A 23,611-nucleotide genomic window follows, 5' to 3' on the forward strand; every position below is an offset into this window, starting at 1 on the left:
AACGAAAAAAAGACAGACGAAAAATCGTCTGTCTTTTTGCGTTAGATGGAAAAATTAAGCGTTCCGTTATTGACAAGATCCTCGAGCGTGACCGAATCAACATAATTATTGATTGCGTCATACAATCCGCGCCAAAAGCTGAGCGTAATGCATTCATCTACACGAGGACAATCCACTGGCTCATGCTCCAAACAAGCCACCGGTGCAAGAGAGCCTTCGGTAATGCGCAGAATATCGCCCACGGTATACTCCGAAGGATGCCGCGCCAGCTGGTAGCCGCCCTGTGCGCCTCGCGTCGAGATAACAAAGCCCGCACGCGAAAGCTGCACCACGATCTGCTCCAGATACTTGGCCGAAATCTGCTGTCGCTTGGAAATATCGCGCAGCGGAATGTAGCCGCCTGCGTCATGCTGCGCCAAGTCGATCATCAGACGAAGCGCATATCTTCCTTTGGTTGAAATCTTCATAGTTGCAAATTCCCCTTTTTACTAATATACCACAGGTTTACTATGAATTCAAGTCCAAACCGATTTTTGTTTACAATTTTTTCAGAATTGCCTCAATATGCTCATTGGCCTGCTCTACTTCCCAGTGCAGCTCGGTCGCGGAGATACGCTCTGCGCCATGTCCGAGAATGATCATCTGCTCCATACCATCCGAGGTAGCCACCCGAACACGGTGCTTGCGCGACAGGTCGTAGGACGCCTGCTCAATGTACATATCCGCAGTTTCGGCCTCCTTGGTGTAGACAATATGGATGCCGCCGCGCTGCTCAATTGAGCCGGTGCCGCCTTTGACCTTATAGGCATCGAACACGAGAATAAGATGGCATCTGCGCACACCCTGATAATTGCTCAGCACGTTGACGAGCGCTTCACGGGCTGCGTTGACATCACGGGCGGCAATGTCGCGCAGCTCGTCCCACGAGAAGATGATGTTGTAGCCGTCCACGAGCAGATAATCGTCCTCACGAATGCGGGTGACGTACAGCTGCTCAAGCGTCGCGGCCTTTTTACGGCTCTGCTGGAAGGCTTCAAAGCCGCGGTTTTTGACCGGACCGTAGGTGCGTTCAAACAAGGCCCGCAGTTCCGCGTCGCCGCCGAAGCCGTCTCCACCGCCTGTGCCGGAGGAACGCACCGGGCGGACTTGTTCCGGCTCTTCTTCCCTAGGTTTAAGCACGTTTGAAGTATCAATATGCGCGTGCTCCGGCACCTCATTCCACTTGACAACATAGCCTGCACCGTGCGAGCAGAACACGGAATCCGGCGTATTCTCCACATCGGCGGTCGGGTCGTAGGCAGCTGCCGAGATGACTTCCTCCGCGTTGTGGCAAGGCGCGTAGCCGTTCGGCGTGCACGACAGCCGACCGCGTCCCTTGGTGTACGCCGCGACCTCGGTCCAGTAGTTGCGCATGGTGGAAACCGGCGCCGTTCCGGTCAGAATCGAACCGTGAGCACCCTGCTCGGGCGGCTCGAACGTGCCGTTCATTCGCTGAATGTCGGTCATGGCGCGTCCGACGCACTCGTCCGGCAGCTCCAGCCGGAAGACGTAATACGGCTCGAGCAGCAGGCTTTCCGTGCGCATAAGGCCGTTGCGGACGGCGCGGTAGGTTGCCTCACGGAAGTCGCCGCCTTCCGTGTGCTTGACGTGTGCGCGTCCTGCAAGGATGGTTATCTTCACATCCGTGATAGGTGCACCGGTCAGCACGCCCAAATGCGGTTTTTCCGCCAGATGCGTCAGGATCAGGCGCTGCCAGTTGAGGTCAAGCACATCGGTCGGGCACGCCGTTGACAGCTGAATGCCACTGCCGCGCTCTGCCGGTTCAAGCAGCAGATGCACCTCGGCGTAATGCCGCAACGGCTCGAAATGACCGATGCCGATTACCGGCTCGGTGATGGTCTCGCGGTAGACGATGCTGCCCTCGTCAAAGGTCACATCCACGCCGAAGCGTTCCGCGATAACGCTGGTGAGGATTTCCAGCTGTACCTCTCCCATCAGCTGCAGATGTATCTCACCGAGCCGTTCGTTCCACACCACGCGAAGCTGTGGGTCCTCCTCCTCAAGCTGGCGCAGGTTGCGCAGCATGACATGTGCGTCGCACCCTTCCGGCAGGCACACGCGGTACCCGAGAACGGGTTCCAGAACCGGCGGCAGCGCACCGACTTCCGCGCCAAGACCCATACCCGGACGGGTATGGGTGAGCCCAGTTACGGCGCATACCATGCCGCTCTCGACGCGCTCAGCCGTGCGGAATTTTTCACCCGAGTAGATGCGGATGCCGCTCACTTTTTCCTGCCAGCCGCCGTCCTCGCCGCCCGAAAGCTGCTCGCGCACGGACAGCGCACCGCCGGTGATTTTGAGATATGACAGGCGGTTGCCCTGTGCGTCACGCGCGATCTTGAACACGCGCGCACCGAAGTCCGCGCCGTACTGCGGTGCAGGAAGATAGCGTTCCAGACCATCCAGCAGCGCGTCCACGCCGTCCAGTCTGAGTGCCGAGCCGAAATAGCACGGGAACGCTTTTCGTTCCGCAACCAGCTGTGCGATCTGGCTGTCGTCCACCATTCCTGTCTCGAGGTACTGCTCGAGCAGACCCTCATCGCACACGGCAAGCTCCTCTGCCATTGTGTCCGTCGAAGTGAAGTCCACGCAGCCGCTGTCCAGCCGCGATTTCAACTCCTGCAGGAGTGCATTTCGGTCTGCGCCGTCCAAATCCATCTTGTTGATGAACAGAAACGTCGGGATTCCCTGCCGCGTCAGCAGCCGCCACAGCGTTTCCGTGTGCGCCTGCACGCCGTCCGTGCCGCTGATGACCAGCACCGCACAGTCGAGCACCTGCAGTGTGCGCTCCATCTCCGCCGAAAAGTCAACGTGACCGGGCGTGTCCAGCAGTGTCACCTCTGTGTGCGGCAGGGAGAACTCCGCCTGCTTGGAGAAAATTGTGATGCCGCGCGCGCGCTCAAGCGCAAACGTGTCGAGGAACGCATCCTGATGGTCCACGCGGCCTAATTTTTTCAGTGCACCCGCCTGATACAGCATGGCTTCCGACAGAGTGGTTTTTCCGGCATCAACGTGCGCCGTGATGCCAATACAGATATGTTTCATAGCAAAATTCGCTTTCATATTCGAGTGATTCTAACTCCTACTATTATCGCAGGTTTTGCGTGATTCTTCAAGGCATAGCATGTATTCTTTCCCGTTATATCGTCATAAACAACAGATATTGGACAAATTTCTTGTGCAGGTTTACAATAGAATCATCAGCAAAGGCGCTGAAACCTACCGACTAAGGGGTTTCAGCACCTTTTTGTTTTCTTGTATTCCAAATCTTAACAGGAGCGATAGATATGCAGTATGAAATTTCCAACCGTATGAGCGATGTGCACGGCTCGGCCATCCGCGAGCTGTTCAAGCTCGGCGCGGACCCGAACATGATCTCGTTCGGCGGCGGCAACCCGTCCGCAGAGACCTTCCCGGTGCCCGAGATTGCGGACATCATCGCGGACGTCATGAAGAACGCACCGGTCTCTGTTCTGCAGTACGGTCTGTCCGAGGGCTACATGCCGCTGCGTGAGACCGTGAAGGACTACCTCACCCGCACACAGGGTTTTGATTTTGAGGAAAATGAGCTGTTCATCCTGTCCGGCGGTCAGCAGTGCGCCGACCTGACCACCAAGGTTCTGGTAAACGAGGGAGATGTCATTCTGACCGAGGACCCTGCCTTTGTCGGCTGCCTGAACACATTCCGCTCGTATGGCGCCAAGCTGATCGGCATTCCGATGCAGCAGGATGGCATGGACACGGATGCGCTCGAGGCCGCTCTCCAGGCGCATCCCGAGACCAAGCTGCTGTACACGATCCCGTCCTTCCAGAACCCGTCCGGCATCACGACTACGCTTGAAAAGCGCAAAAAGGTGTATGAGCTGGCGTGCAAATACGACATTGCCATCCTCGAGGACAACCCGTACGGCGAGCTGCGCTTCTCCGGCGAGGATGTGCCAACCATCAAGTCGATGGACACCGAAGGCCGCGTCCTGTATGCAGGCAGCTTTTCCAAGGTGATGGCGCCGGCGTTCCGACTGGGCTTCCTTGTGTTCAACAAGTCGCTCACCATGCCGCTCACCATCGCCAAGCAGACCACTGATGTACACTCCAACGTGCTGTTCCAGTATGTCTGCAACGAGTACATGACCAAGTACGATTTTGCCGCGCACCTCGACAAAGCGCGTGACGTATACCGCGCTAAGTGCAATCTCATGCTCGATACCATGCGCCGCACCTTCCATCCGGCGGTCACGTTCTCGCAGCCGGAAGGCGGCCTGTTCGCCATGGCCTTCCTGCCGGACGGCATGGATTCGCAGCCGTTTGTCCGCGAGGCGATTCAGCGCGGTGTACTCTGCGTGCCCGGCTCGGCGTTCCTGGCAGACGAAAAGCAGGTGTCCAACGCCTTCCGTCTCAACTATTCTACCCCGACCGATGAACAGATCGTCAAGGGCATCGAAATTCTCGGCAAGCTCACCCACGAATGGATCAAGGAGTAATAAAAATGAAAGTTATGGCATTCAACGCCCGTCCGGACGAACGCGCGTTTTTCGATCACTTCAGTCAGTCGCTCAATATGGACCTTACGCTGCAGAAGGACACGCTGACCCTCGATAATGTTGCGCTGACCCGCGGCTACGACGGCATTTCCTGCACCTGCGACCTGCCTGCGCCGATTCTGGAAAAGCTGGCCGAGAACGGTGTCCGCTATGTGGCCCTGCGCACCATCGGCTACGATAATGTAGACCTGAAAGCTGCAGAGCGTCTCGGCATCCGCGTATCCCACGCCGGATATTCGCCGTATGCGGTTTCCAACTACACGGTCATGCTCATGCTGATGTGCATCCGCAAGGCTGGCTACATCATGTTCCGCTCGCACACCGCAGACTACTCGCTCGGCGCATCCGGCGCAGCACGCGGCATGGAGATGCAGAACCTGACCGTCGGCGTCATCGGCACCGGCCGTATCGGCAAGGCCGTCATTCACAATCTGTCCGGCTTTGGCTGCCGCATTATCGCACATGACCCGTACCCGTCCGAAGAAATGAAGCAGATGGGCGTGGAGTACGTTTCGCTCGAATCGCTGTATGCGCAGTCCGATGTCATCACGCTGCACACCTTCCTCAACAACAGCACCTACCACATGATCAACACCGAGGCTATTCAGCAGATGAAGCCGGGTGTTGTCATCATCAACTGCGCACGCGGCGCGCTGATCGACACCCGTGCTCTGATCGACGGCATTGAGTCCGGCCGTGTCGGCTCGGTCGGCGTGGACTGCTTTGAGGGTGAGGATGACGTGATCCGCGTCGATCACAATTACAACAGTCGCGTCACCAACCACGATTACATCATCCTGAAATCCTTCCAGAACACTATCGTTACCCCGCATGTTGCGTTCTTCACCGATCAGGCGGTGTTCGATATGGTTCAGTGCTCTCTCGAAAGCCTGCATCAGTTTGAACTCGGTGAAAAAGTTCCTCTCGAGGTCCACGCCGCATGATCTGTCGCGGATTTACGCCATCTGCGTAAAATACCGCTCCAAATACGCAGTAAACGCGCGAATGCTCTGCGTGCGGAACCGTCCGAGCGTCTGCACATAGATATACCGGCGGCACTGTGCGTCCTTGATGTGCAGCAGGCGCACGCCTGCGTCCTCGCAGACCTGCCGCCACTCGCCGGACGCGACCAGTGCAACACCCATGCCGCACGACAGCAGTCGGATCTGCAAGGCCGCGCTGTCGCACTCGATAGCGGCGTGCATCTCCATACCTGCTGACCGGAAAATATGCTCGGAAATCTGCCGGAACGACTGCGAATTGCTCAGCGCGATAAACGGGTCATCGGCAAGTTCTGTCAGCGATACGCTTTCCCGATCGGCATACCGGTGTCCCTCGGGCACAGCCACGCACATCTCCTCATCGTACAGCAGGACGGCGCCTGCAGGCACCTCGTCCCGCGATACCGCGGAATCGAGCAGCAGATCGCTGCCCTCGGGCGTACTGCTGATGCGCAAATCCAGATTGCCGTACTCGGTGGAAAAACCCGCGAGTATCTCGCTGATACGCTCCGCGCACGACAGCGCACAGATGCACAGACCACCTGTCCGGTGCAGGCTCTCCTCGATTTCGCCACGTGCGTCGCGCTCGGCTTCCAGTATCGTCCGTGCGTACCGCAGCAGGATATCTCCCTGCTCGGTGCGGCGCAATCCCTTTCCCGTTCGCTCGAATAACTCGGCTCCCAGCTCGCTTTCCAGATTCCGTATGGTTTTGGATACAGCGGGCTGTGCCACGTTCAGGCTCTCGGCGGCGCGCGTCATATTTTCGTATTTTGCTACGGCAGCAAACTGTCGAAGCTGGTATAATTCCATCGCATTCCCCTCCATTCTATGAAAGTACAGGAAAATTCCCCTTATGATTACTCAAATTCTGCTTCAGCAGACGATCATCATGTTTCTTTTGATGATGCTCGGTCTGCTCCTCTCCCGCCGCGGCATGATAACCGAACAGGGCAGCCGTGATCTGTCCAACGTGCTGCTGTACGCAGTCATTCCGTGTGTTATCCTGCGCAGCTACATGTCCGAGTTCAGCGTGGACAAGCTGCGTGCCATGGGCATTTCGGCCGTTATCGCGGTGATCGCATTTGTCGCGTCCATCGGCGTGGCGTACCTCACCTGCGGCACCCGGCACCGGATTGAAAACTTTGCGGTCGCGTTCGGCAACGCCGGCTTCATCGGTATTCCGCTCGTCACAGCTGTATTCGGCGCGGAGGCGGCGTTCTACGTTGTCTCATACAGCACGCTTGTCAATCTGCTGCAGTGGACGTACGGTATTGTTATTATATCAGGCAAAAAGGAAACCATCAATCTGAAAATGGTGTTCGTCAATCCGGTTTTCATCTCCATGGTGATCGGTCTCATCCTGTTTGTGGCTCAGCCGACGCTGCCCTCGGTCGTCACCGGCACGATCGGCTACATCGCGGATGCCAATACTGCTCTGGCGATGATCATTCTCGGTTTCTATCTGTCCAAGGTGCGCCTGCGCGACCTGTTTGCGAGTGCAAGGCTGTACGTTGTCTCTGCCGTGCGCCTGCTTGTCGTTCCGGCGGTGACGGTGCTCATCTTCCTGCTGTTCCCCTTTGCCCGCGGCGAGATCACGCTGATTACGCTGATCGCAGCGGCAACGCCGGTGGCCAGCAGCACAGCCATCTTTGCGCAGAAGTTCGATCAGGACTACCGGCAGGCGGTGTCGTATGTATGCCTGTCCACCATTCTGTCCGTGGCAACGCTGCCGCTGGTAATGCTGGTGGCTGAACGCTTTCTTTCCTAAAACCAGATAACAAAAGCGGCGCAGACCAATCGGTCTGTGCCGCTTCTTTGCGTCTTCTTGAAAATGTCGTTCCGCGACAGACGTTATCCCAGAACAACCTTATGGAAAGTCTTTTTGCCCTTCTTAATCATGCACTCCTCGTTAAAGAAGTCCTTGGCCAGCTGCTGCTTGAAGTCCGCGACCTTTTCGCCGTCCAGCGAAACGCCGCCGCCCTGCACCAGCTTGCGCGCCTCACCGTTGGAGGCTGCAAGGCCGCACTTGACGAGCAGAGTCAGCACGCCAATCTGGCCGTCGGTAAAGTCCGCATCGGTCAGCGTGGTGGTCGGCATGTTGGCAGCCGCACCGCCGGAAACGAAGATCTCCTTGGCAGCGGTCTGTGCCTTTTCGGCCTCCTCCTTGCCGTGCACCAGAGCGGTCAGCTCATAAGCAAGGATTTCCTTTGCCTTGTTCAGCTGTGCACCTTCCCAGCTGTCCATCGCCTCGATCTCCTCAAGCGGCAGGAAGGTCAGCATACGGATGCACTTGAGCACGTCCGCATCGTCCACATTGCGCCAGTACTGGTAGAAATCGTAAGGAGAAGTCTTGTTCGGATCGAGCCAAACTGCGCCGGAAGCGGTCTTGCCCATCTTCTTGCCCTCGGAGTTGAGCAGCAGAGTGATGGTCATCGCGTGCGCGTCCTTGCCCAGCTTGCGGCGGATCAGCTCTGTACCGCCAAGCATGTTGCTCCACTGGTCGTTGCCGCCGAACTGCATGTTGCAGCCGTAGTTCTTGAACAGGTAGTAGAAGTCGTAGGACTGCATCGGCATGTAGTTGAACTCGAGGAAGCTCAGACCCTTCTCCATGCGCTGCTTGAAGCACTCGGCGCGGAGCATGTTGTTGACCGAGAAGCACGAGCCGATGTCGCGGATGAACTCGATGTAGTTAAGGTTCATCAGCCAGTCGGCGTTGTTCACCATCTGCGCCTTGCCCTCACCGAATTCGATGAAGCGCTCCATCTGCTTCTTGAAGCAGTCACAGTTGTGCTGGATGGTCTCGACGGTCATCATCGAGCGCATATCGGTACGGCCGGACGGGTCGCCGATCATAGCGGTGCCGCCGCCGATCAGCGCAATCGGCTTGTTGCCTGCCATCTGCATGCGCTTCATCAGGCAGAGCGCCATAAAGTGACCAACGTGCAGGCTGTCTGCGGTCGGGTCAAAGCCGATGTAGAAGGTTGCCTTGCCGTTGTTGATCATCTCGCTGATCTCTTTTTCGTTCGTTACCTGCGCGATCAGACCGCGCGCTTTCAGTTCGTCGTAAAGCTGCATTATTCTGTCTCCTGTATTTCAATTTGTTTGCATTCTATGATAAAAGAGTCCGAATACCGTTATGGAGCACGCTCTTTTCTGCGTTCGTCTATGATTACCACGGGTTCACGCCCCCTGTCCGGCCGCATCGAGCAGTTCCTCTGCATTGCGGCGTGCTGCATCCGAGATTGCCTCTCCGGAGAGCAGACGTGCAATTTCGTCTACGCGGTGTGCTCTGTCCATCGGGCTGACATCGGTGTAGCTGCGGCCGTCCCGCACGGATTTGGAAATGCGCAGGTGATGGTCGCCCATGGCGGCAATCTGCGGCAGATGGGTAACGCACAGTGTCTGCTTCTTTTTCGCAATCGCGGACAGCTTGCGGCCGATCTGCTGAGCCGCATGGCCGGAAACGCCGGTGTCGATCTCGTCAAAAATCAGCATACCAACATCTTCGCCCGCTGTCAATACGTTTTTGAGCGCCAGCATGATGCGACTCAGCTCGCCGCCGGAGGCCACCTTGGAGAGCGGCTTTTCCGGCTCACCCGGATTGACCGAAATCTCAAACGTCACGATGTCGCAGCCGTGCGCGGACAGCTTAGTTCCGGTACGGACCGCAACCCGCATTTTCACCTTGTCCATGTCCAGTTCACTCAGCTCGCGCACGATTTCGCTCTCCAGCTGCTTTGCGGCCTTGCGGCGCTGTTCGGTGAGTTCCGCCGCGATGCCCTTGGCTTCCGCAAGCATACCACGGTACTGCTCCCGCAGTTCTTCCCTGCGGTCGTCCGCATTCTCGAGTGTATCCAGTTCGGCGGTTATCTTCTCGAGATACGCGAGGATTTCCGGAATCGTACCGCCGTATTTCTGCTTCAGACGGTAGATTTCGTCCAGGCGCTGCTCGACCATCTCGCGCTCCGCCGGAGAAAAGTCCAGATTATCCCCCTGACTTGCCACGCTGTCGCGCAAATCTGCCGCCAGCAGGCGCACTTCCTCGGCCTGCTCGGCCATGCCGTCGAAGGCGTCCGACACTTCGCGCAGGCTCTCGATGGCGTTTGCCGCCTGATCGAGCAATTCACACGCACCCGCAATTTCATCGTCACCCGAGAGCGCCATACGCGCCTGCTCGAGTGCACCCGCGATCTTGCCCGCGTGATCGAAATACGCCTTGCGCTGTGCAAGCGCCTCATCCTCGTCGGGTTTAAGTGCCGCCTGCTCGATTTCCTCCTTGTGGAAGGTCAGCATATCGATGCGCTGCAGGCGTTCCTGCTCGCCGGTCTCCAGCGCAGTAATTTCCCGCCGTAGTGTCACCAGCGCCTGATATTTCGGGCGGTATCGCTCGAGTATTTCGGCACAGCCTGCGTAGCCGTCCAGATATTCGATGTGATGTGCTTCATCGAGCAGCTTCTGACCGTCATTCTGACCGTGAATGTCGATCAAATACGGCGCCAGCTGCCGCAGGACAGCCGCACTGGCCGGCTTCATATTCACGCGGCAGGTGCTCTTGCCGTCCGCGGAAATCTGCCGCTGGACGTACAGCGTGTCAGGCTCGTCACCGGAAAGTGCAAGCTCGTCAAGCAGTTCGCGCAGAGCACGCGGCAGATCGGTGAATACCGCGCTGACAAAGCCTTTCTGCGCACCCGAGCGCACTAAGTCGCGGCTGACGCGCTTGCCGAGCAGCGCACCGATCGAATCAATAACGATACTCTTGCCCGCGCCGGTCTCGCCGGAAAGCACGGTCAAACCCTTATCGAGTTCGATGTCTGCACGTTCGATGACCGCTATATTTTCAATGTGGAGTAATTGCAGCATTGCCGCCTTATCCCTCGCTTACTTTAGAATGTCTCTTGCCTGTTTGCAGAACTTTTGCGCGCTGTCGTTATCGCGCATAACGGCGAATACGGTATCGTCGCCGCCAAGCGTGCCGACCACATCGGGTGCGCGCATGGCATCAATCGCCATTGCCGCCGCCTGTCCCAGACCGGGCAGTGTTTTAATGACGACCATATTCTGTGCCGCATCAATATCCGTAACGCACTCACGGAAAATGTTGCGCAGACGCGTAGTGAAGCTGTCTGCCGCCCCGGCGTTCGAGGAGGTGTACTTGTACTTGCCGGTCTCCGAGGAGAGCGTCTTGATAAGCCGCAGCTCCTTGATATCGCGCGAAATGGTCGCCTGCGTGGTGTTGTAGCCTAGTGCCCGCAGATGTGCGGTCAAATCCTCCTGCGTTTCAATCTCAAACCGGTCGATGAGATCGAGGATTTTTGCCTGTCGTTGAAACTTCATCGTTCGCGTTTTCCTCTCTTATAGCAGCGCCGCTCACAGCTTCTGCTGTAAAATTCGATAAAAACTATTGCCTTTCAGACGAATCAGCCGCGTCTGCAGGTCGGAACGGGTGATAATGACCCGATCATCCGGCCGCACGGCAAAGCCCTGTCCGCCGTCTGCCGAAATGAACACCTCACTGCCGCCCTCACAGGCTGCGGTGATGGATACGCTGCGCTCGGGCGCAAACACGAACGACTTTGCCGCCAGTGCGTGCGCACAGATGGGAATAACAGCGATGTTTTCCGCGCTCGGCTCAATGACCGGGCCGCCTGCCGACAGACCGTAGGCGGTCGAACCGGTCGGCGTGGCTGCAATAACGCCGTCGCCGTTAAAGCGGGTGACCTCCTCGTTGTCTGCCGAAATGCCGACGCGCACCACGCGGAACGCGGTGCCCTTTGCGATAACAATATCATTGAGCGCGTCGTTCTCATACACGATACGCCCGCCGCGCTGCACAGCAACATGCAGCATCATACGGCTGTCCAGTGAAAATTCACCGGTGAACAGCTTTTCCATTTCGGGCAGCTCAGCCGGTTCCAGTTCGGTCATAAAGCCGACGTGACCGACATTGATGCCGAGCAGCGGCAGCTGATTCTGTGCCGCCTCTCGTGCCAGACGGAGCATGGTTCCGTCTCCGCCAAGCACGACCGCCATATCCGCAAACTGCACGGCGTCCTCGGTTTTCATGTAATCTGCGTCCTCAATGATGGGCGGCACGACCCGCATCTGCTTGGGCAGCATAAGCCGCACACCGTCACGCCGCAGCTGATCGCACACCGGCTGCAGGATATCGCGTGCGCTGTCCTTGCGCAGATTGGGATAGATGAAAATGTTCTTCATCATGCCTTTGCGTCCAGCTCCTCATGTGCCTGACGGACAACGTCTGCCAGATCCGGAATGTGCTCCTCGCCCTGCTTTTCCAGATAGCCGAGAAATTCAATATTGCCCTCAGGTCCCTTGATGGGAGAAAACGTCACATCAAGCACCTTAAAGCCTGCCGCATGCGCGTTTTCCACATAATTCTGCAGTACCTCAAGGTGAATCTCCGGCTCACGGACAACGCCCTTTTTGCCGACCTTGCCCTTGCCGGCCTCAAACTGCGGCTTGATAAGGTTGGCAACATGGCCGTCCTCGGTCAGCAGGCTGGAAACGACCGGCAGTACCAGCTTGAGGGAAATAAACGACACGTCGATGACGCACAGCGACGGCGTTTCCTCCAGCATATCCGGCGTTACATAGCGGATATTGGTGCGCTCCATGCACTTGACACGCGGATCCTGACGCAGACTCCACGCCAGCTGGCCATAGCCGACGTCGATGGAATACACCTTGCGCGCACCGCGGCGCAGCAGGCAGTCGGTAAAGCCGCCGGTCGATGCACCAACGTCCATCACGACCAGATCGGTCGGGTCGATGTTAAAGTAGTTGAGCGCCTTCTCGATCTTCTTGCCGCCGCGGGACACAAATGCGTTCTCGTTGCCGCGAACCTCCAGTTCGGCGTTTTCGTCAACCATATCGCCTGCTTTGCCCGCCTTCTGGCCTGCAATGTAAACGATTCCCTCCATGATCGCAGTCTTTGCACGCTCCCGCGAGGGACAAAGACCCTTTTCAAACAGCAATACGTCCAGTCTCTTCTTAGCCAACGCTGTTCTCCTTCCCATTCCGATTTTTCATGATATATGCCGCAATGCCCTCGGCATCAATGCCGCAGTGACGGTACAGCTCGTTTACGCCGCCGTGCGGCAGAAAGCGGTTGCCGGTATTCAGAAGATCGGTACGCTCGCTGCGGTGCGCGGCAAGCCACTCGCCGACGCTGCCGTTCGGCACAACGTCCTCCGCAACGACACACCAGCCGCCGAGTTTTTCCTTCTCCTCGGCATACGCCTGTTCCAGTCCGCTGCCGATTTCATTTACCTTGTAAACCTGTGCGCGGATGCCCTCGTGCATGAGGATTTCCGCGGCGTCGATCGCCTGATTGACCATAATGCCGTGTGTGACGATCGTCACCTCGCTGCCGGATTGCTCGTGTACGCACACGAGCGGCTGTGCCGACAGCTCCCTGCGGTACGCGCCTTCGCTGCCGCGCGGGTAACGGATAGCGACCGGTCCGGTCTCCCTGTAAATCGCACGGGACAGCATGGCTCGGAGTTCCGCAAAGTCGGACGGACAGAAAATCTTCACGCCCGGGACAGACCGCAGGAACGCGATATCCAGCACACCGTTATGCGTTGCGCCGTCCGCGCCGACAATGCCCGCGCGGTCCACGCACAGAACAACGTGCAGACCTTCGATTGCAATATCGTGAACAATCTGGTCGTAAGCGCGCTGCAGGAAGGTCGAGTAAATGGCCGCTACCGGCACCAGTCCCTGTGCCGCCATACCAGCCGCCATACCGATGGCGTGCTCCTCGGCGATGCCGACATCGAAAAAGCGTTCCGGGAATTTCTCCGCAAAGCGGGTCAGTCCCGTGCCGGACGGCATAGCCGCTGTGATCGCGCAAATGCGGTTGTCCTTCTCGGCCAGTGCGCAAAGCTCTTTGCCGAAGAACGCAGAGAAGTCCTCCTTCTTCGCGGCAAGCGGTGCGCCTGTTACGCGGTCGAACTTGGAAACGCCGTGGTATTTCTCCGGATGCTGCTCACTCGGGGCATAGCCTCTGCCCTTCTGTGTCATAACGTGCAGCAGAACCGGTTTTTTCATTTTTTTCGCCAGTGCGATGAACTCACACACGCTCTTGATGTCATGACCGTCCACCGGACCGAGATAGGTAAAGCCCATCTGCTCGAACAGTGAGGTCGGCAGGACAGCCCGCTTGATCTTCGCCTTGAAGCGCGATACCGCGCGCGTGATTGTTCCGCCGCCCGGAATGCGGCTGAGTCGCTCCTTGATGCGGGTTTTTGCACGCAGATATTGCGGGCTGACGCGCAGGCGCGACAAATGACGGCTGAGTCCGCCGACATTCTTGGCGATCGACATATTGTTGTCGTTGAGCACCACGAGCAGCGGCTCCCGAGAGGTGCCGGCGCTGCTCAGCGCCTCATATGCCATGCCGCCGGTCAGTGCACCGTCGCCGATGACCGCGACAACGTGGTACTTCTGGTTTTTAAGCGTGCGTGCATGCGCCATGCCGAGCGCCACCGAAACCGAATCCGAGGCATGTCCCGTGATGCACGGGTCGGTGATGCTCTCCTCCGGCTTCATAAAGCCGCACAGGCCGCCATACTGCCGCAGCGTGTCAAAGCGATCGCGCCGACCGGTCAGGATCTTGTGGACATAGCACTGATGACCTACATCGTAGATGATGCGGTCACGTGAGGAGTCAAACTCGCGCTCGAGTGCGACAGCCAGCTCTACAATGCCCAGATTGGACGCCAAATGACCGCCGGTCTGCGACACCGAGTCCACAATGAACTCGCGCAGCGCAGCGCACAGCACGCCGAGTGTGTCGTACGACAGTCCGCGCAAATCGGCAGGACTGCTTATATTGTCTAAAATTCCGTATCGTTTTTGCTTCATCAATATCCCCACCTTTGGAAAGGCAGTTTATCTGTATTTATATCGTTACTTTCGGTTATCCAGCTTGAGCGGCAGAACGGACAGCACGCGTCCGCAGAGCGCCAGCACCTTGCTGCTGCACATCACCGCGATTCCCTTGCCGGCTGCCTTGCCGCCGATGGTCAGTGCCGAAATCAGACCGGTAATCAGCAGAGATACCGCAACCTTGAGTCCCGCACTCACGCCCGAGGTGATATGTGCAACAATGAGTGCTCCGGTCGCACCGGAGATAATGCCGCAGATATCGCCCACCACATCGTTGCAGATGCTGGAAACCTTCTCTGCGTTTCGCACCATCCAGACCGCCTCGCGCGCGCCGCGCACACGGTGGGCCGCCATCGAGTGAAATTCCTTCTCGGTCGCCGAGGTGGATGCTACGCCGATCATGTCAAACACAATGCCGAGCGCAATGAAGAGCAGCAGCACAGCAAAGGACAGAATCGTGCCCGCACTGGCCAATGCTTCGTTCGAGATATAGGACATGACAACGCTCAGCGCAAAGCTGATGACGGTGATCAAGCCGACCCATGCGGTATTAACAGCCTTGGGCTTTTGCGGCGGTTTTTTCTTTTGTTTGTCGGTCGTATCCACTGAAGATAACTCCTTCACCGATTTTTGCCCCGGATTTATTCCATAATAGCAGAAAATTGCGGCAAACCGCAAATTCCGCCGCCGGAGCGTCTATCATAAGCCGCAAAGACGGCTTTTCTTTTATAGGGTAAGTGACGGCAGACCGAGTAAATCTTGCGGCTTGAGGTTCGGTTGGTTTTCCCCGCGGACTGCCTCGCGTCGCCGTCAAGGGGGTTTCCCATTAAAGTCCGTGCCGAGATGTTACCATGTTCGGGACCGAATTGCCACTGAGTCCGCACTGCAATCCACGGTCTGCCTCGTTAGAATAGCCTAGGTGATTTCCACTACAGTCAAAACGATTCTTAGCCTCTTTTGCAGACATGGTTTCAAAAGTCAATTCCCGCGGCATTCCTGGCCGGGAAACCGCAGGCGGATACCTTATTCACCATGGCCACTCAAGGCAGGCTACACTGCACACAGCACTTTGGTCCTTACGTCGGTGATCAATCCTTTGTAACTTCCGCTGCACCGCATTGCAGGTTTCATCCCGTGCCGTTGGACGTCCATCAATCTCTTATGAAATGCTATAGGCATCCGACAGTCACGGGTCTCCACGGCAAGAGGGTCGGTACTTCATGCCATTGAAGCGCGCCCTCAAGCCTTAACCTCCAGCATCCACCCCAAACTGGGCGTAAGAAGCAAACACCAGAGACTTCATCGATATGCCCGTCTACGGATTTTTAGGCCCGTCTTGGGAATCGCATGAACTGACTAGGATACTACGTCACTTATCTGTTATATTAACACAGAACGCATAAATATTCAAGAAATGTGTGTAAATTTTATGTGAATATGCGTCTTACCTGGTGCGGCCGGTCAGACTGCGTGCCAGTTCGACAAGGAATGCATGACCGTTCAGCGGTTTTACCGCGTTCACTGCTTCCTCGGTCAGCTTTGCCGCAAGCTCTCGGCATTCCTCCAGACCGAGCAAAGACGGAAATGTGGATTTCTCACTGGCCGCGTCCTTGCCGATGGATTTTCCGAGTGTTGCGGCATCTCCCTCGATATCAAGGATATCGTCCTCAATCTGGAACGCCAGACCCAGCTTTTCGCCGTAAGCGCGTGCCCGAGTGAGGGTGTCCTCGTCAGTCGCACCGGCAGCCGCACAGCCGAGTTCACACGCCGCACGGAGCAGGCACCCGGTCTTCAGCTTCTGCAGCAGACGCAGCTCGTCGAGCGAGATTTTGCGGTGCTCGGCGCCCATATCGAGCACCTGACCGCCGATCATGCCATTCATGCCCGCGTTTTCGCCCAGAATACGAATGCAGCGCACGATGGTCTCCGCCGGAACATCCTTTGCCGCCGAAGCCGTCTCAAAAGCCGCCGTCAGCAGTCCGTCACCCGCGAGGACCGCCGTCGCTTCATCGAAAGCCTTGTGGCAGGTCGGTCTGCCGCGGCGCAAGTCGTCGTTGTCCATGCACGGAAGGTCATCATGGATGAGTGAGTAGGTATGGATCATCTCAAGCGCACACGCGAACGGCAGCGCCTTCTCGATATCGCCGCCGCACAGGCGGCAGAATTCCAGCACGATCACCGGGCGCAGGCGCTTGCCGCCTGCCATCGCGGAGTACTTTGCAGCCTCGAAAATGCGGTCGTAACCCTCGCCGGTCTCCCGCGAGAGGTATTTCTCCAGTGCAGGTTCAATGAGCGCAATATCTGCCTTTAACTGCTCGGAAAACGTCATTTTGCTTCCTCCTCTGCCGCAAACGGCTGCTCTGTGAGTTCACCCTGCATGTTCTCCTGCATGACGGTGACCTTCTGCTCGGCCTTGTCCAGCAGCTTGCCGAGGGACGCGGACAGTCTGGTGCCCTCCTCGAACAGCTTCATGCTTTCGTTCAGCGGTGCTTCACCGCGCTCGAGCAGCCGCACGATCTCTTCCAGACGTGCCATCTGGCTTTCAAATGTTCTTTCCGCCATGTTACTTGTCCTCCTCGATATCGGTCACGCGGCAGTCTGCCGCACCTTTTGCAAATTGAATATGCAGGGTGTCTCCCTGCTTGAGTGCCGCTGCATCGGTTACGACCGTATGCTTGGCGCCCTTGGTCGCTACCGCGTAGCCGCGGCCCAGAACGCGCAGCGGGCTCATTGCGTCGAGTGTCGCCACAGTCTGTGCGAACCGTAGTTTACAGCGGTGCAGACCGCTTTGTCCTGCCGTGAGCAGGCGCTGCCGCAGTCCGTTCAGTCGGTTGTGCTCGGTCTCCAGCCGCGCCGGAACCGCCGAAAGCAGGCGTTCCTCGGTCTGTGTCAGCAGCAGGCGTTTTTCCTCGATGTATTTCATCGGTGTGCGGTTCGACAGCCGCTCCTGCAGACCGTCCAACAGCTTTCTCTGCTGCTCTGCCCTGCGGTGCGCCGCCGTGTACAGACGTGCATTCAGTGTGCGTAAGTTCAGCGCGCACTCGGCTCTGTCAGGCACGGCAAGCTCCGCCGCACCGGACGGCGTAGGCGCACGAAGATCGGCAACAAAGTCCGCAATCGTGAAATCCGGCTCGTGGCCGACCGCGGAAATCACCGGAATCTCGGAGGCAAAAATCGCCCGGGCAGTCACTTCCTCATTGAATGCCCACAAATCCTCCATCGAGCCGCCGCCTCGGCCGCACAGAATGACATCTGCTTCGCCGATGGCGTTCGCCAGAGCGATCGCGCGTGCAATGCTCTCCGCCGCGCCCTGTCCCTGCACCTGCGCCGGATACAGTACGACCTTTGCCAGCGGCCAGCGGCGGCCGAGAATGCGTATCATGTCACGCACCGCCGCGCCGGTCGGCGAGGTTACGAGCGCGATACTGTCCGGACAGGACGGGATGGGCTTCTTGTACCGCTCGGAGAACAAGCCCTCAGCCTGTAATTTCGCCTTGAGCTGCTCGAACGCAAGGTTGAGCGCACCCGCGCCGTCCGGGATGATCTCGGACACATACAGCTGCACCGCGCCTGTGCGCGGGAACGAGCTGACACGCGCCTTGACGATGACCTTCATGCCGTTCTGCAGACGGAATTTCAGCCGCATCGCATCCGAGCGGAACATGACCGCATTGATGGCCGCGTTTTCGTCCTTGAGCGTCATGTAGTGGTGCCCGGATGAATGCGCCTTGTAGTTCGAGATTTCGCCCTGCACCATTAACCCGCGGTAGCCGGGAACCGCATCGAGCAAGTCCTTTATTTCATTGTTTAATTGAGATACTGTGTAGATCGTTGCCATTCCAACAAGTTAGGAGTGAGGAGGAAGGAGTGATGAGTTTGGTTCATTTTCAATTTTCCATCCCTACCACCTAACTCCTACCTCCTATCTGTTACAGAGTTTTGCCGCCAGCACTGCCACGCCCACAGCATTATCTCCCGAAAGTGTCGGCTCCGCGAAGGAGATCTCCCCGCCGAACCGTTTATTCATGCGGGCACGGATGATCTGGCTGGCCATGACGCCGCCTGCGCACAAAATCGGGCAATGATACTGCTCGCGTGCCTGCTCGGTGGCTTTGATAACGGCATTTACCACGGTCTCGAGCGCAAAACGCGCCATCTGCTTTGGCTCGGCGCTCTTGAATTTATTCTCTACCTGATTCTGCATACCGGAGAGCGAGAATTTACACTCGTTTACCTTGGGTTTGAAACCCTTTTCCGGCTCGGCGGTGAGCGCCAGCGCGTCCAGTGCGCCGCCGGACGGGAACGGCAGACCGAGCAGATTTCCCGCGCGATCGAGCAGCTGACCGGCTGCAAGGTCGGTCGTACCGCCGATGCAGGTGCAGTCCGGCAGGCCGTCTGCACCGCACTTCACATGCAGCAGCTCACTCGTGCCGCCGGACAGGTGCCACGCCAGGAATTCGCCGTCAAGCAAATCCAGCTTGCCAGCCGACAGCGCTGCTGCCGCGATATGTCCCTGCTGATGAGACACGGTAAAAAGCGGCACGGAAAGCAAATGCGCCGCGCTCCGCGCGACGCTCTCTCCTGCCAGAAAACACGGCATATACGAGCCTTCCACCGCGCGGGGACGGGTGCTGACGCCGATGGCGCGCACCTCTCCCTGCGGCAGAGCCTCGATTTTTTCATGCAGACGCACGGTATGCTGGAACAGCGCATCCGACTGGCGCAGACCGATCGCGCCTTCCGGCACGGTCAGCAATCCGCCGCGGTTGACCCACTCACCGGTCTCGGCGTTGTAAATCGCCGCTGACGTGCGATAGTTGGACGTATCAATTCCCAGAAAGCGCTCAGGCATTGGTGCTCTCCTGCTTTTCCTGCGGGAACTCTGCACGGGCGGCAGAGCCGAGCACGCCGTTGATAAAGGAAGCGGCATCCTCGGTGTCGTACTTCTTCGCCAGCTCAACGGCCTCGTTGATGGCTACGCCGACCGGAACGTCGTCTACATCGCGCATCTCAAAGAGCGCCAGACGCAGTACCGCGATGGTCATGTGGGACAGACGGTTGAGCGACCAGCCCTTGGAATTGGCCTCGATAATGGTATCGAGCACCGGCAGGTCGTTTGCCACGCCCTTTACCACCGTGCGGATATACGCGGTCTGTTCCTCGCTCAGCTTGCCCGCATACAGTGCGATATCTCCGCTGATGGACTTCATGATTTCCTCATCCAGTCGCTCGTTCAGGTTTTCTTCTTCAAACTGCTGGAACCCCATCTCAAAGATCAGGTGCAGCGCAATTTCTCTTGCTTTTGTTCTGCTCATCACACTCATGCAGCAGGACCTCCTATATTTACGCAAATTTCGCCTACTATTCAGTATAACTATTTTATCCTATTTTCGGGCAAAACGCAAGGCGGTATTCCATATTTCATAAAACCGGGCAACAGAAAAACAGGCACAGCCGCAGCCATGCCTGTTTTGCTCATGTTACTCAGCGTCTGCCGTCTCCGCCGGAGTTTCGATCTCGGACGGTGCCGGCTCGGCCTTTTCCTCAGCCGAAGCGGACGGCTTGAAGGTCACGCCGCCGACATGCACGTTGATCTCGACAACGCGCAGACCGGTCATGGACTCGATCGAGGACTTGACGTTCTCCTGCACTTCCTTTGCCACATCACAAATGTTGTAGCCGAACAGTGCGAGGAAGCCGATCTCCACCTTAACGGTATCATCATCGCCGAGTTCGATACGGACGCCCTTGGACAAATTCTTTTTACTGATAAAGCCGACAATGTCGCTCGTCAGGCTGGAATACAAACCGCTGACACCCTTGGTTTCCGAGGCCGACAGTGCTGCGATAGACGCAACAACATCCTCAGAGATACGGATAGAGCCCTGATCGCTTTCGGTGGACCAGTACTCCTTGTGATCTGCCATAGTGCTCACTCTCCTTTTTTGAGACAATCCCATCATCCGGCATTGTCTAAGAGCATTATAGCACAGTTTGTGCAAAAAGCAAAGTAAAAATACACGCTGTCTATTAAGATGCTTCCACGATTTTGATCTGCCCTGCCGTCATGCCGGTCTCCGAGATAACGATATCGCGGATAACAGCCACGTCCTCGGCCTGCAGACCGCCGTCCGGCGGCGCTACCACGATATTCGCGCTGCCGTCACCGAGCATCACAACTGCGTCCTCATAGCCTTTGGCGCGAATCAGGCTCTCGATATTGGCTTCGGCCACCGTGTCGTCTGCCAGTGCGGAAATCTGTGCCGCCGCATCGTCTTTTGCACTCTGGTCTGCGGTGTCGCTCTCACTGAGCTCCTTGAGTGTGCTCACCGCTTCGTCTCTCGCCTGCGTGCGCGTCAGCCGTGAGGATGCAAAATAATCGCCCTCACCGGCGGTGCTGTCCGCCGAGGCATCGGTCTGCGTATCCGCCTGCGCGTCGGTCTGCTGCGCCGCAAGAAGGTCCTCCGGCGTGTCAACGTAGCTCCAGTTCAGATAAGCCGCTGCGCACAGCAGCAGCGCGATCACACCGTAGACCGCTCCGCGTTTTTTGATCTTCTTCATCTGCCTGCCCTCCTAACGAATTGCTATACCTTATGTATCGGATTGCATTTTCAGAACCGTAACTTTGTCTGCGCCGATGCCGCACACCGTGCTCACCGCCTGTGTGACGGACAGCCGAACGGATGCGTCATCCGCGCCATCGCACAGCACGACCGCACCGCGGAATACCGGCAGAACGCGCTTGACCGTCACGGGCGTTTCGCCGCAGCTGCCGTTCGAGACCACGCTCACATCGCTTTCCCGGCTGCGGCTGTCACTCCCGCTTGTCTGGCGGGTGTTGACCGCGTAGACCGATTCCTCGGTCTGGTCGAGCGACAGCATGAGCTCCACACGTCCGGCGCCGGAAATTGCGGCAAGCCGCGCCTGCAGCTCCTGCTGGAAGTCGTTCAGGTCGAACGACTGCGAAACCGTTGTATCCGCACTTGTGGTCTGCACCTGCTCCGTGTTTCCGCTGTGCCCCGAGGTGAGCAGCAGCACGCCCGCGAGCAATACCGCCAGCACGGCCCGGTATTTCTTCAAAACCGGCAGGATTTTCTCCTTGACGGCAGTTAAGTTTTCGTTATCCGGCAGTTTCATCTTGCAATCAGCTCCTGTCGTTCTGCGGGTACGCCGCATTCCTTGGTCAGCAGACTTTGCAGCTCGGACAGGCGATTCGCCGCTGTACTGTCGTAGTACACGGTTACTTTATCGACCTGCAGCAGTCCGTCCGCGTCATTTGCCATCTCCACATTCACCGTGCACGGAATACCGGCTTCCTCTGCACGCTGCTGCACCGCCTTCGCAATGCTCGCCGCGACCGTGCTCATCGTGGTCTGCATGTTGCGCGCCTGCATTTCGTCTAAGTCGCTCTGCGAGACGCTGCTCTGCCAGTTCCACGACAGCAAGTGCAGTCCCGCCAGCGGCTGTAGGAGCGCCAGCAGCATGAGCAGACCGGCAGCTGTCCGCACAACCTCTTTTAAGGCTCCGCCGCCTGCCAGCTTGAGCGCCACCGCGGACACGGCTCCCGCGATCGTCACGCGCAGTAATATCGTTTGCAGTAATTCAGTCATATTGGTTTCACCATCGCCACCATATACACGAGTTCGAGGAATAAAATCATACAGCAGGTGCTCAGCATGCCGAGCAGCAGACCGAAGCCGGTGCCTACGTTTTCGAGGAACCGCTTCATGCCGTCCGAGCACAGCGGCGAGAGCACGGCTGCACCCGCCTTGTAGCACAAATAGCTTGCTCCCGCCCGAACGAACGGCACAAAGCAGATAGCCGCTATACACAGCATCCCGAAAATGCCGATCGAGCCGCGCAGCAGAGCTGCACCGGACAACATGGTTTCGGTCGCGTCCGAAATCACACCGCCGACCACCGGAACCGCACCGGACACCGCAAGTTTCGCGGTCTTTAGCGTCATGCGGTCCACGTTGCCGGAAACACCGCCCGCTATCGCAAGATATGCGGTGAACAGTGTTAAAATGAGTTTAAGTACACCCGAGGTCAGGGATTTTATGCCGTCCGCGATGCCGCGCAGCATGCCGTTTCCTGCCGCAGCATCCACCGCCGTGATAGCAAGATACGCGCACGCCGCCGGAACAAGCAGGGCGTTCACCAGCCGTATCACAAGATCAAACACCACCATGGTCGCCGCCTGTAAAACCGTTGCGGTCGCCGTGTTGCCGCCGGTCGCAAGTACGGTGGCGAGCACCGGCTGAAGTGTGCCCGAAAACACGCCGATCTGGTCGAGCGTGTCGCGGCAGAGCGACAGCACACCCGTGAAATCCCGCAGGAGCACTGCCGCACAGCCAAGTGCCGCCGCCATGTCGATCCAGTCGTTGGCCTCGCCGCCCGCCGCCGCAGAAAAGCCGCGCGCCACCGAGGCCAGCAGCACAATCACGGCTACGCGCAACAGTCCGCCAAGTGCAGTCCGAATCGCACTTTGGCTGTCCGAGGTCATGTTTTCCAGCACGCGGGAGACCGAATCCGACAGCGTGTCCGCGTTTTCCGGCGATACGCCGTCAAGGTATTGCCGCGCACTGTTCGGCATAGCGTCAGTCAGACTGCTGCCGCCGACTGACTGCACCTGTTCCTCACTCACGGCCGCATGCGCGAACGGCAGGAACAGCAGGAGCACGAGAATAGCATTCAGCGCCAGTTTGCATTTGCTCATACTGCCCACTCCGTAATAAGGTCGAACACCTGCTCGAAAAGCGGCAGGCACACGGAAAGCGTCAGGACAGCGCCTGCAATCTCCATCTTGGCGGCAAGCGCGGACTGACCGGCGTCCCGGCAAAGCGCGGCTGCGATCCGCACCACGACCGCCACACCGACTGCCTTGCACACCGGCAGATACAGCGCGGAATCCAAGCCGCACTGCGAGAGCAGACCGGAAAACCGCTGCGCCGCGCTTCCGGCTGCGCTGAACACCCGCAAAAGCAGGATCACGCCTGCCGTCAGCACCAGCAGAAACGCGATAGCGGGCGCATCCTTTTTCAGCACCAGCGACAGCGTGAGCGCCGCAAGGACAATACCGCAAATCAAGCCTAA

The 23,611-nt window shown here is 57.8% G+C and carries 24 protein-coding genes; 3 read left to right on the forward strand and 21 right to left on the reverse strand.

The features are described from left to right. Positions 1-41: 41 nt before the first annotated feature. Both IEY11_RS07500 and IEY11_RS07505 read right to left on the reverse strand, forming a co-directional pair. Positions 42-467, reverse strand: a complete 426-nt coding sequence (locus tag IEY11_RS07500; RefSeq protein WP_110436718.1) for an RrF2 family transcriptional regulator — start codon at positions 465-467, stop codon at positions 42-44. A gap of 70 nt (positions 468-537) precedes the next feature. Then, positions 538-3,105, reverse strand: a complete 2,568-nt coding sequence (locus IEY11_RS07505) for a translation factor GTPase family protein (protein WP_188886214.1) — start codon at positions 3,103-3,105, stop codon at positions 538-540. Between the two features lie 242 nt (positions 3,106-3,347). On the opposite strand from IEY11_RS07505, the gene IEY11_RS07510 reads away from it, so the two are divergent. Beyond that, a complete protein-coding gene (locus IEY11_RS07510) occupies positions 3,348-4,541 on the forward strand; it encodes an aminotransferase-like domain-containing protein (RefSeq protein ID WP_118480186.1) in 1,194 nt (397 codons plus the stop codon). Between the two features lie 5 nt (positions 4,542-4,546). Further along, positions 4,547-5,545 carry a D-isomer specific 2-hydroxyacid dehydrogenase family protein gene (locus IEY11_RS07515; protein ID WP_188886215.1) on the forward strand — a complete coding sequence of 333 codons (999 nt, stop codon included), beginning with the start codon at positions 4,547-4,549 and terminating at the stop codon, positions 5,543-5,545. Positions 5,546-5,557: 12 nt separating this feature from the next. Here the strand turns inward: IEY11_RS07515 and IEY11_RS07520 are convergent, their stop codons facing one another. Then, positions 5,558-6,412 carry a LysR family transcriptional regulator gene (locus IEY11_RS07520; RefSeq protein WP_188886216.1) on the reverse strand — a complete coding sequence of 285 codons (855 nt, stop codon included), beginning with the start codon at positions 6,410-6,412 and terminating at the stop codon, positions 5,558-5,560. Between the two features lie 43 nt (positions 6,413-6,455). On the opposite strand from IEY11_RS07520, the gene IEY11_RS07525 reads away from it, so the two are divergent. Next, positions 6,456-7,370 (forward strand): AEC family transporter, encoded by a 915-nt coding sequence (locus tag IEY11_RS07525; RefSeq protein WP_188886217.1) that lies wholly within the window; start codon positions 6,456-6,458, stop codon positions 7,368-7,370. Between the two features lie 83 nt (positions 7,371-7,453). On the opposite strand, the gene tyrS is transcribed toward IEY11_RS07525, so the two are convergent. The 18 genes from tyrS to IEY11_RS07615 form a co-directional block, all read right to left on the reverse strand. Next, positions 7,454-8,677 (reverse strand): tyrosine--tRNA ligase, encoded by a 1,224-nt coding sequence (gene tyrS / locus IEY11_RS07530; protein ID WP_188886218.1) that lies wholly within the window; start codon positions 8,675-8,677, stop codon positions 7,454-7,456. Between the two features lie 105 nt (positions 8,678-8,782). Continuing rightward, positions 8,783-10,462 (reverse strand): DNA repair protein RecN, encoded by a 1,680-nt coding sequence (gene recN / locus IEY11_RS07535; RefSeq protein ID WP_188886219.1) that lies wholly within the window; start codon positions 10,460-10,462, stop codon positions 8,783-8,785. 18 nt (positions 10,463-10,480) lie between these two features. After that, positions 10,481-10,936: an arginine repressor gene (locus IEY11_RS07540; protein WP_110436711.1), complete on the reverse strand. Its 456-nt coding sequence runs from the start codon at positions 10,934-10,936 to the stop codon at positions 10,481-10,483. 33 nt (positions 10,937-10,969) lie between these two features. Continuing rightward, positions 10,970-11,821, reverse strand: a complete 852-nt coding sequence (locus IEY11_RS07545; RefSeq protein ID WP_118285992.1) for an NAD(+)/NADH kinase — start codon at positions 11,819-11,821, stop codon at positions 10,970-10,972. Then, positions 11,818-12,639, reverse strand: a complete 822-nt coding sequence (locus tag IEY11_RS07550) for a TlyA family RNA methyltransferase (RefSeq protein ID WP_188886220.1) — start codon at positions 12,637-12,639, stop codon at positions 11,818-11,820. Before IEY11_RS07550 ends, IEY11_RS07545 begins: the two co-directional genes overlap by 4 nt. After that, positions 12,614-14,491 (reverse strand): 1-deoxy-D-xylulose-5-phosphate synthase, encoded by a 1,878-nt coding sequence (gene dxs, locus IEY11_RS07555; RefSeq protein WP_188886221.1) that lies wholly within the window; start codon positions 14,489-14,491, stop codon positions 12,614-12,616. The genes IEY11_RS07550 and dxs overlap by 26 nt, the downstream gene beginning before the upstream one ends. A 45-nt stretch (positions 14,492-14,536) precedes the next feature. Beyond that, positions 14,537-15,121, reverse strand: a complete 585-nt coding sequence (locus IEY11_RS07560) for a hypothetical protein (protein WP_188886222.1) — start codon at positions 15,119-15,121, stop codon at positions 14,537-14,539. A gap of 838 nt (positions 15,122-15,959) precedes the next feature. Further along, the gene (locus IEY11_RS07565; RefSeq protein ID WP_118729799.1) at positions 15,960-16,844 is read right to left on the reverse strand and encodes a polyprenyl synthetase family protein; all 885 of its coding nucleotides are present in this window, start codon (positions 16,842-16,844) and stop codon (positions 15,960-15,962) included. Then, positions 16,841-17,077, reverse strand: coding sequence for an exodeoxyribonuclease VII small subunit (gene xseB / locus IEY11_RS07570; protein WP_117490672.1), 237 nt, complete (start codon positions 17,075-17,077; stop codon positions 16,841-16,843). Before xseB ends, IEY11_RS07565 begins: the two co-directional genes overlap by 4 nt. Position 17,078: 1 nt before the next feature. Beyond that, positions 17,079-18,353, reverse strand: a complete 1,275-nt coding sequence (gene xseA / locus IEY11_RS07575) for an exodeoxyribonuclease VII large subunit (RefSeq protein WP_188886223.1) — start codon at positions 18,351-18,353, stop codon at positions 17,079-17,081. 84 nt (positions 18,354-18,437) lie between these two features. Further along, entirely contained in the window at positions 18,438-19,367 is a 930-nt protein-coding gene (locus IEY11_RS07580) for a tRNA (adenosine(37)-N6)-threonylcarbamoyltransferase complex transferase subunit TsaD (protein WP_188886224.1), read from the reverse strand. Continuing rightward, positions 19,360-19,839, reverse strand: coding sequence for a transcription antitermination factor NusB (gene nusB, locus IEY11_RS07585; RefSeq protein ID WP_188886225.1), 480 nt, complete (start codon positions 19,837-19,839; stop codon positions 19,360-19,362). The genes IEY11_RS07580 and nusB overlap by 8 nt, the downstream gene beginning before the upstream one ends. 156 nt (positions 19,840-19,995) lie before the next feature. Further along, positions 19,996-20,442, reverse strand: a complete 447-nt coding sequence (locus IEY11_RS07590; protein ID WP_188886226.1) for an Asp23/Gls24 family envelope stress response protein — start codon at positions 20,440-20,442, stop codon at positions 19,996-19,998. A gap of 103 nt (positions 20,443-20,545) precedes the next feature. Beyond that, positions 20,546-21,076, reverse strand: coding sequence for a SpoIIIAH-like family protein (locus IEY11_RS07595; RefSeq protein WP_188886227.1), 531 nt, complete (start codon positions 21,074-21,076; stop codon positions 20,546-20,548). Positions 21,077-21,106: 30 nt separating this feature from the next. Further along, positions 21,107-21,652: a hypothetical protein gene (locus IEY11_RS07600; protein WP_118729796.1), complete on the reverse strand. Its 546-nt coding sequence runs from the start codon at positions 21,650-21,652 to the stop codon at positions 21,107-21,109. Beyond that, positions 21,649-22,125, reverse strand: coding sequence for a ubiquitin family protein (locus IEY11_RS07605; RefSeq protein WP_117490660.1), 477 nt, complete (start codon positions 22,123-22,125; stop codon positions 21,649-21,651). Before IEY11_RS07605 ends, IEY11_RS07600 begins: the two co-directional genes overlap by 4 nt. Continuing rightward, entirely contained in the window at positions 22,122-23,234 is a 1,113-nt protein-coding gene (locus tag IEY11_RS07610) for a stage III sporulation protein AE (RefSeq protein WP_118729795.1), read from the reverse strand. Before IEY11_RS07610 ends, IEY11_RS07605 begins: the two co-directional genes overlap by 4 nt. Beyond that, on the reverse strand, positions 23,231-23,605 hold the full coding sequence (locus IEY11_RS07615; protein WP_194461865.1) for a stage III sporulation AC/AD family protein: 375 nt from the start codon (positions 23,603-23,605) through the stop codon (positions 23,231-23,233). The genes IEY11_RS07610 and IEY11_RS07615 overlap by 4 nt, the downstream gene beginning before the upstream one ends. Positions 23,606-23,611 lie beyond the last annotated feature (6 nt).

This window comes from Butyricicoccus faecihominis, from assembly GCF_014648015.1.
GTDB lineage: Bacteria > Bacillota > Clostridia > Oscillospirales > Butyricicoccaceae > Agathobaculum > Agathobaculum butyriciproducens.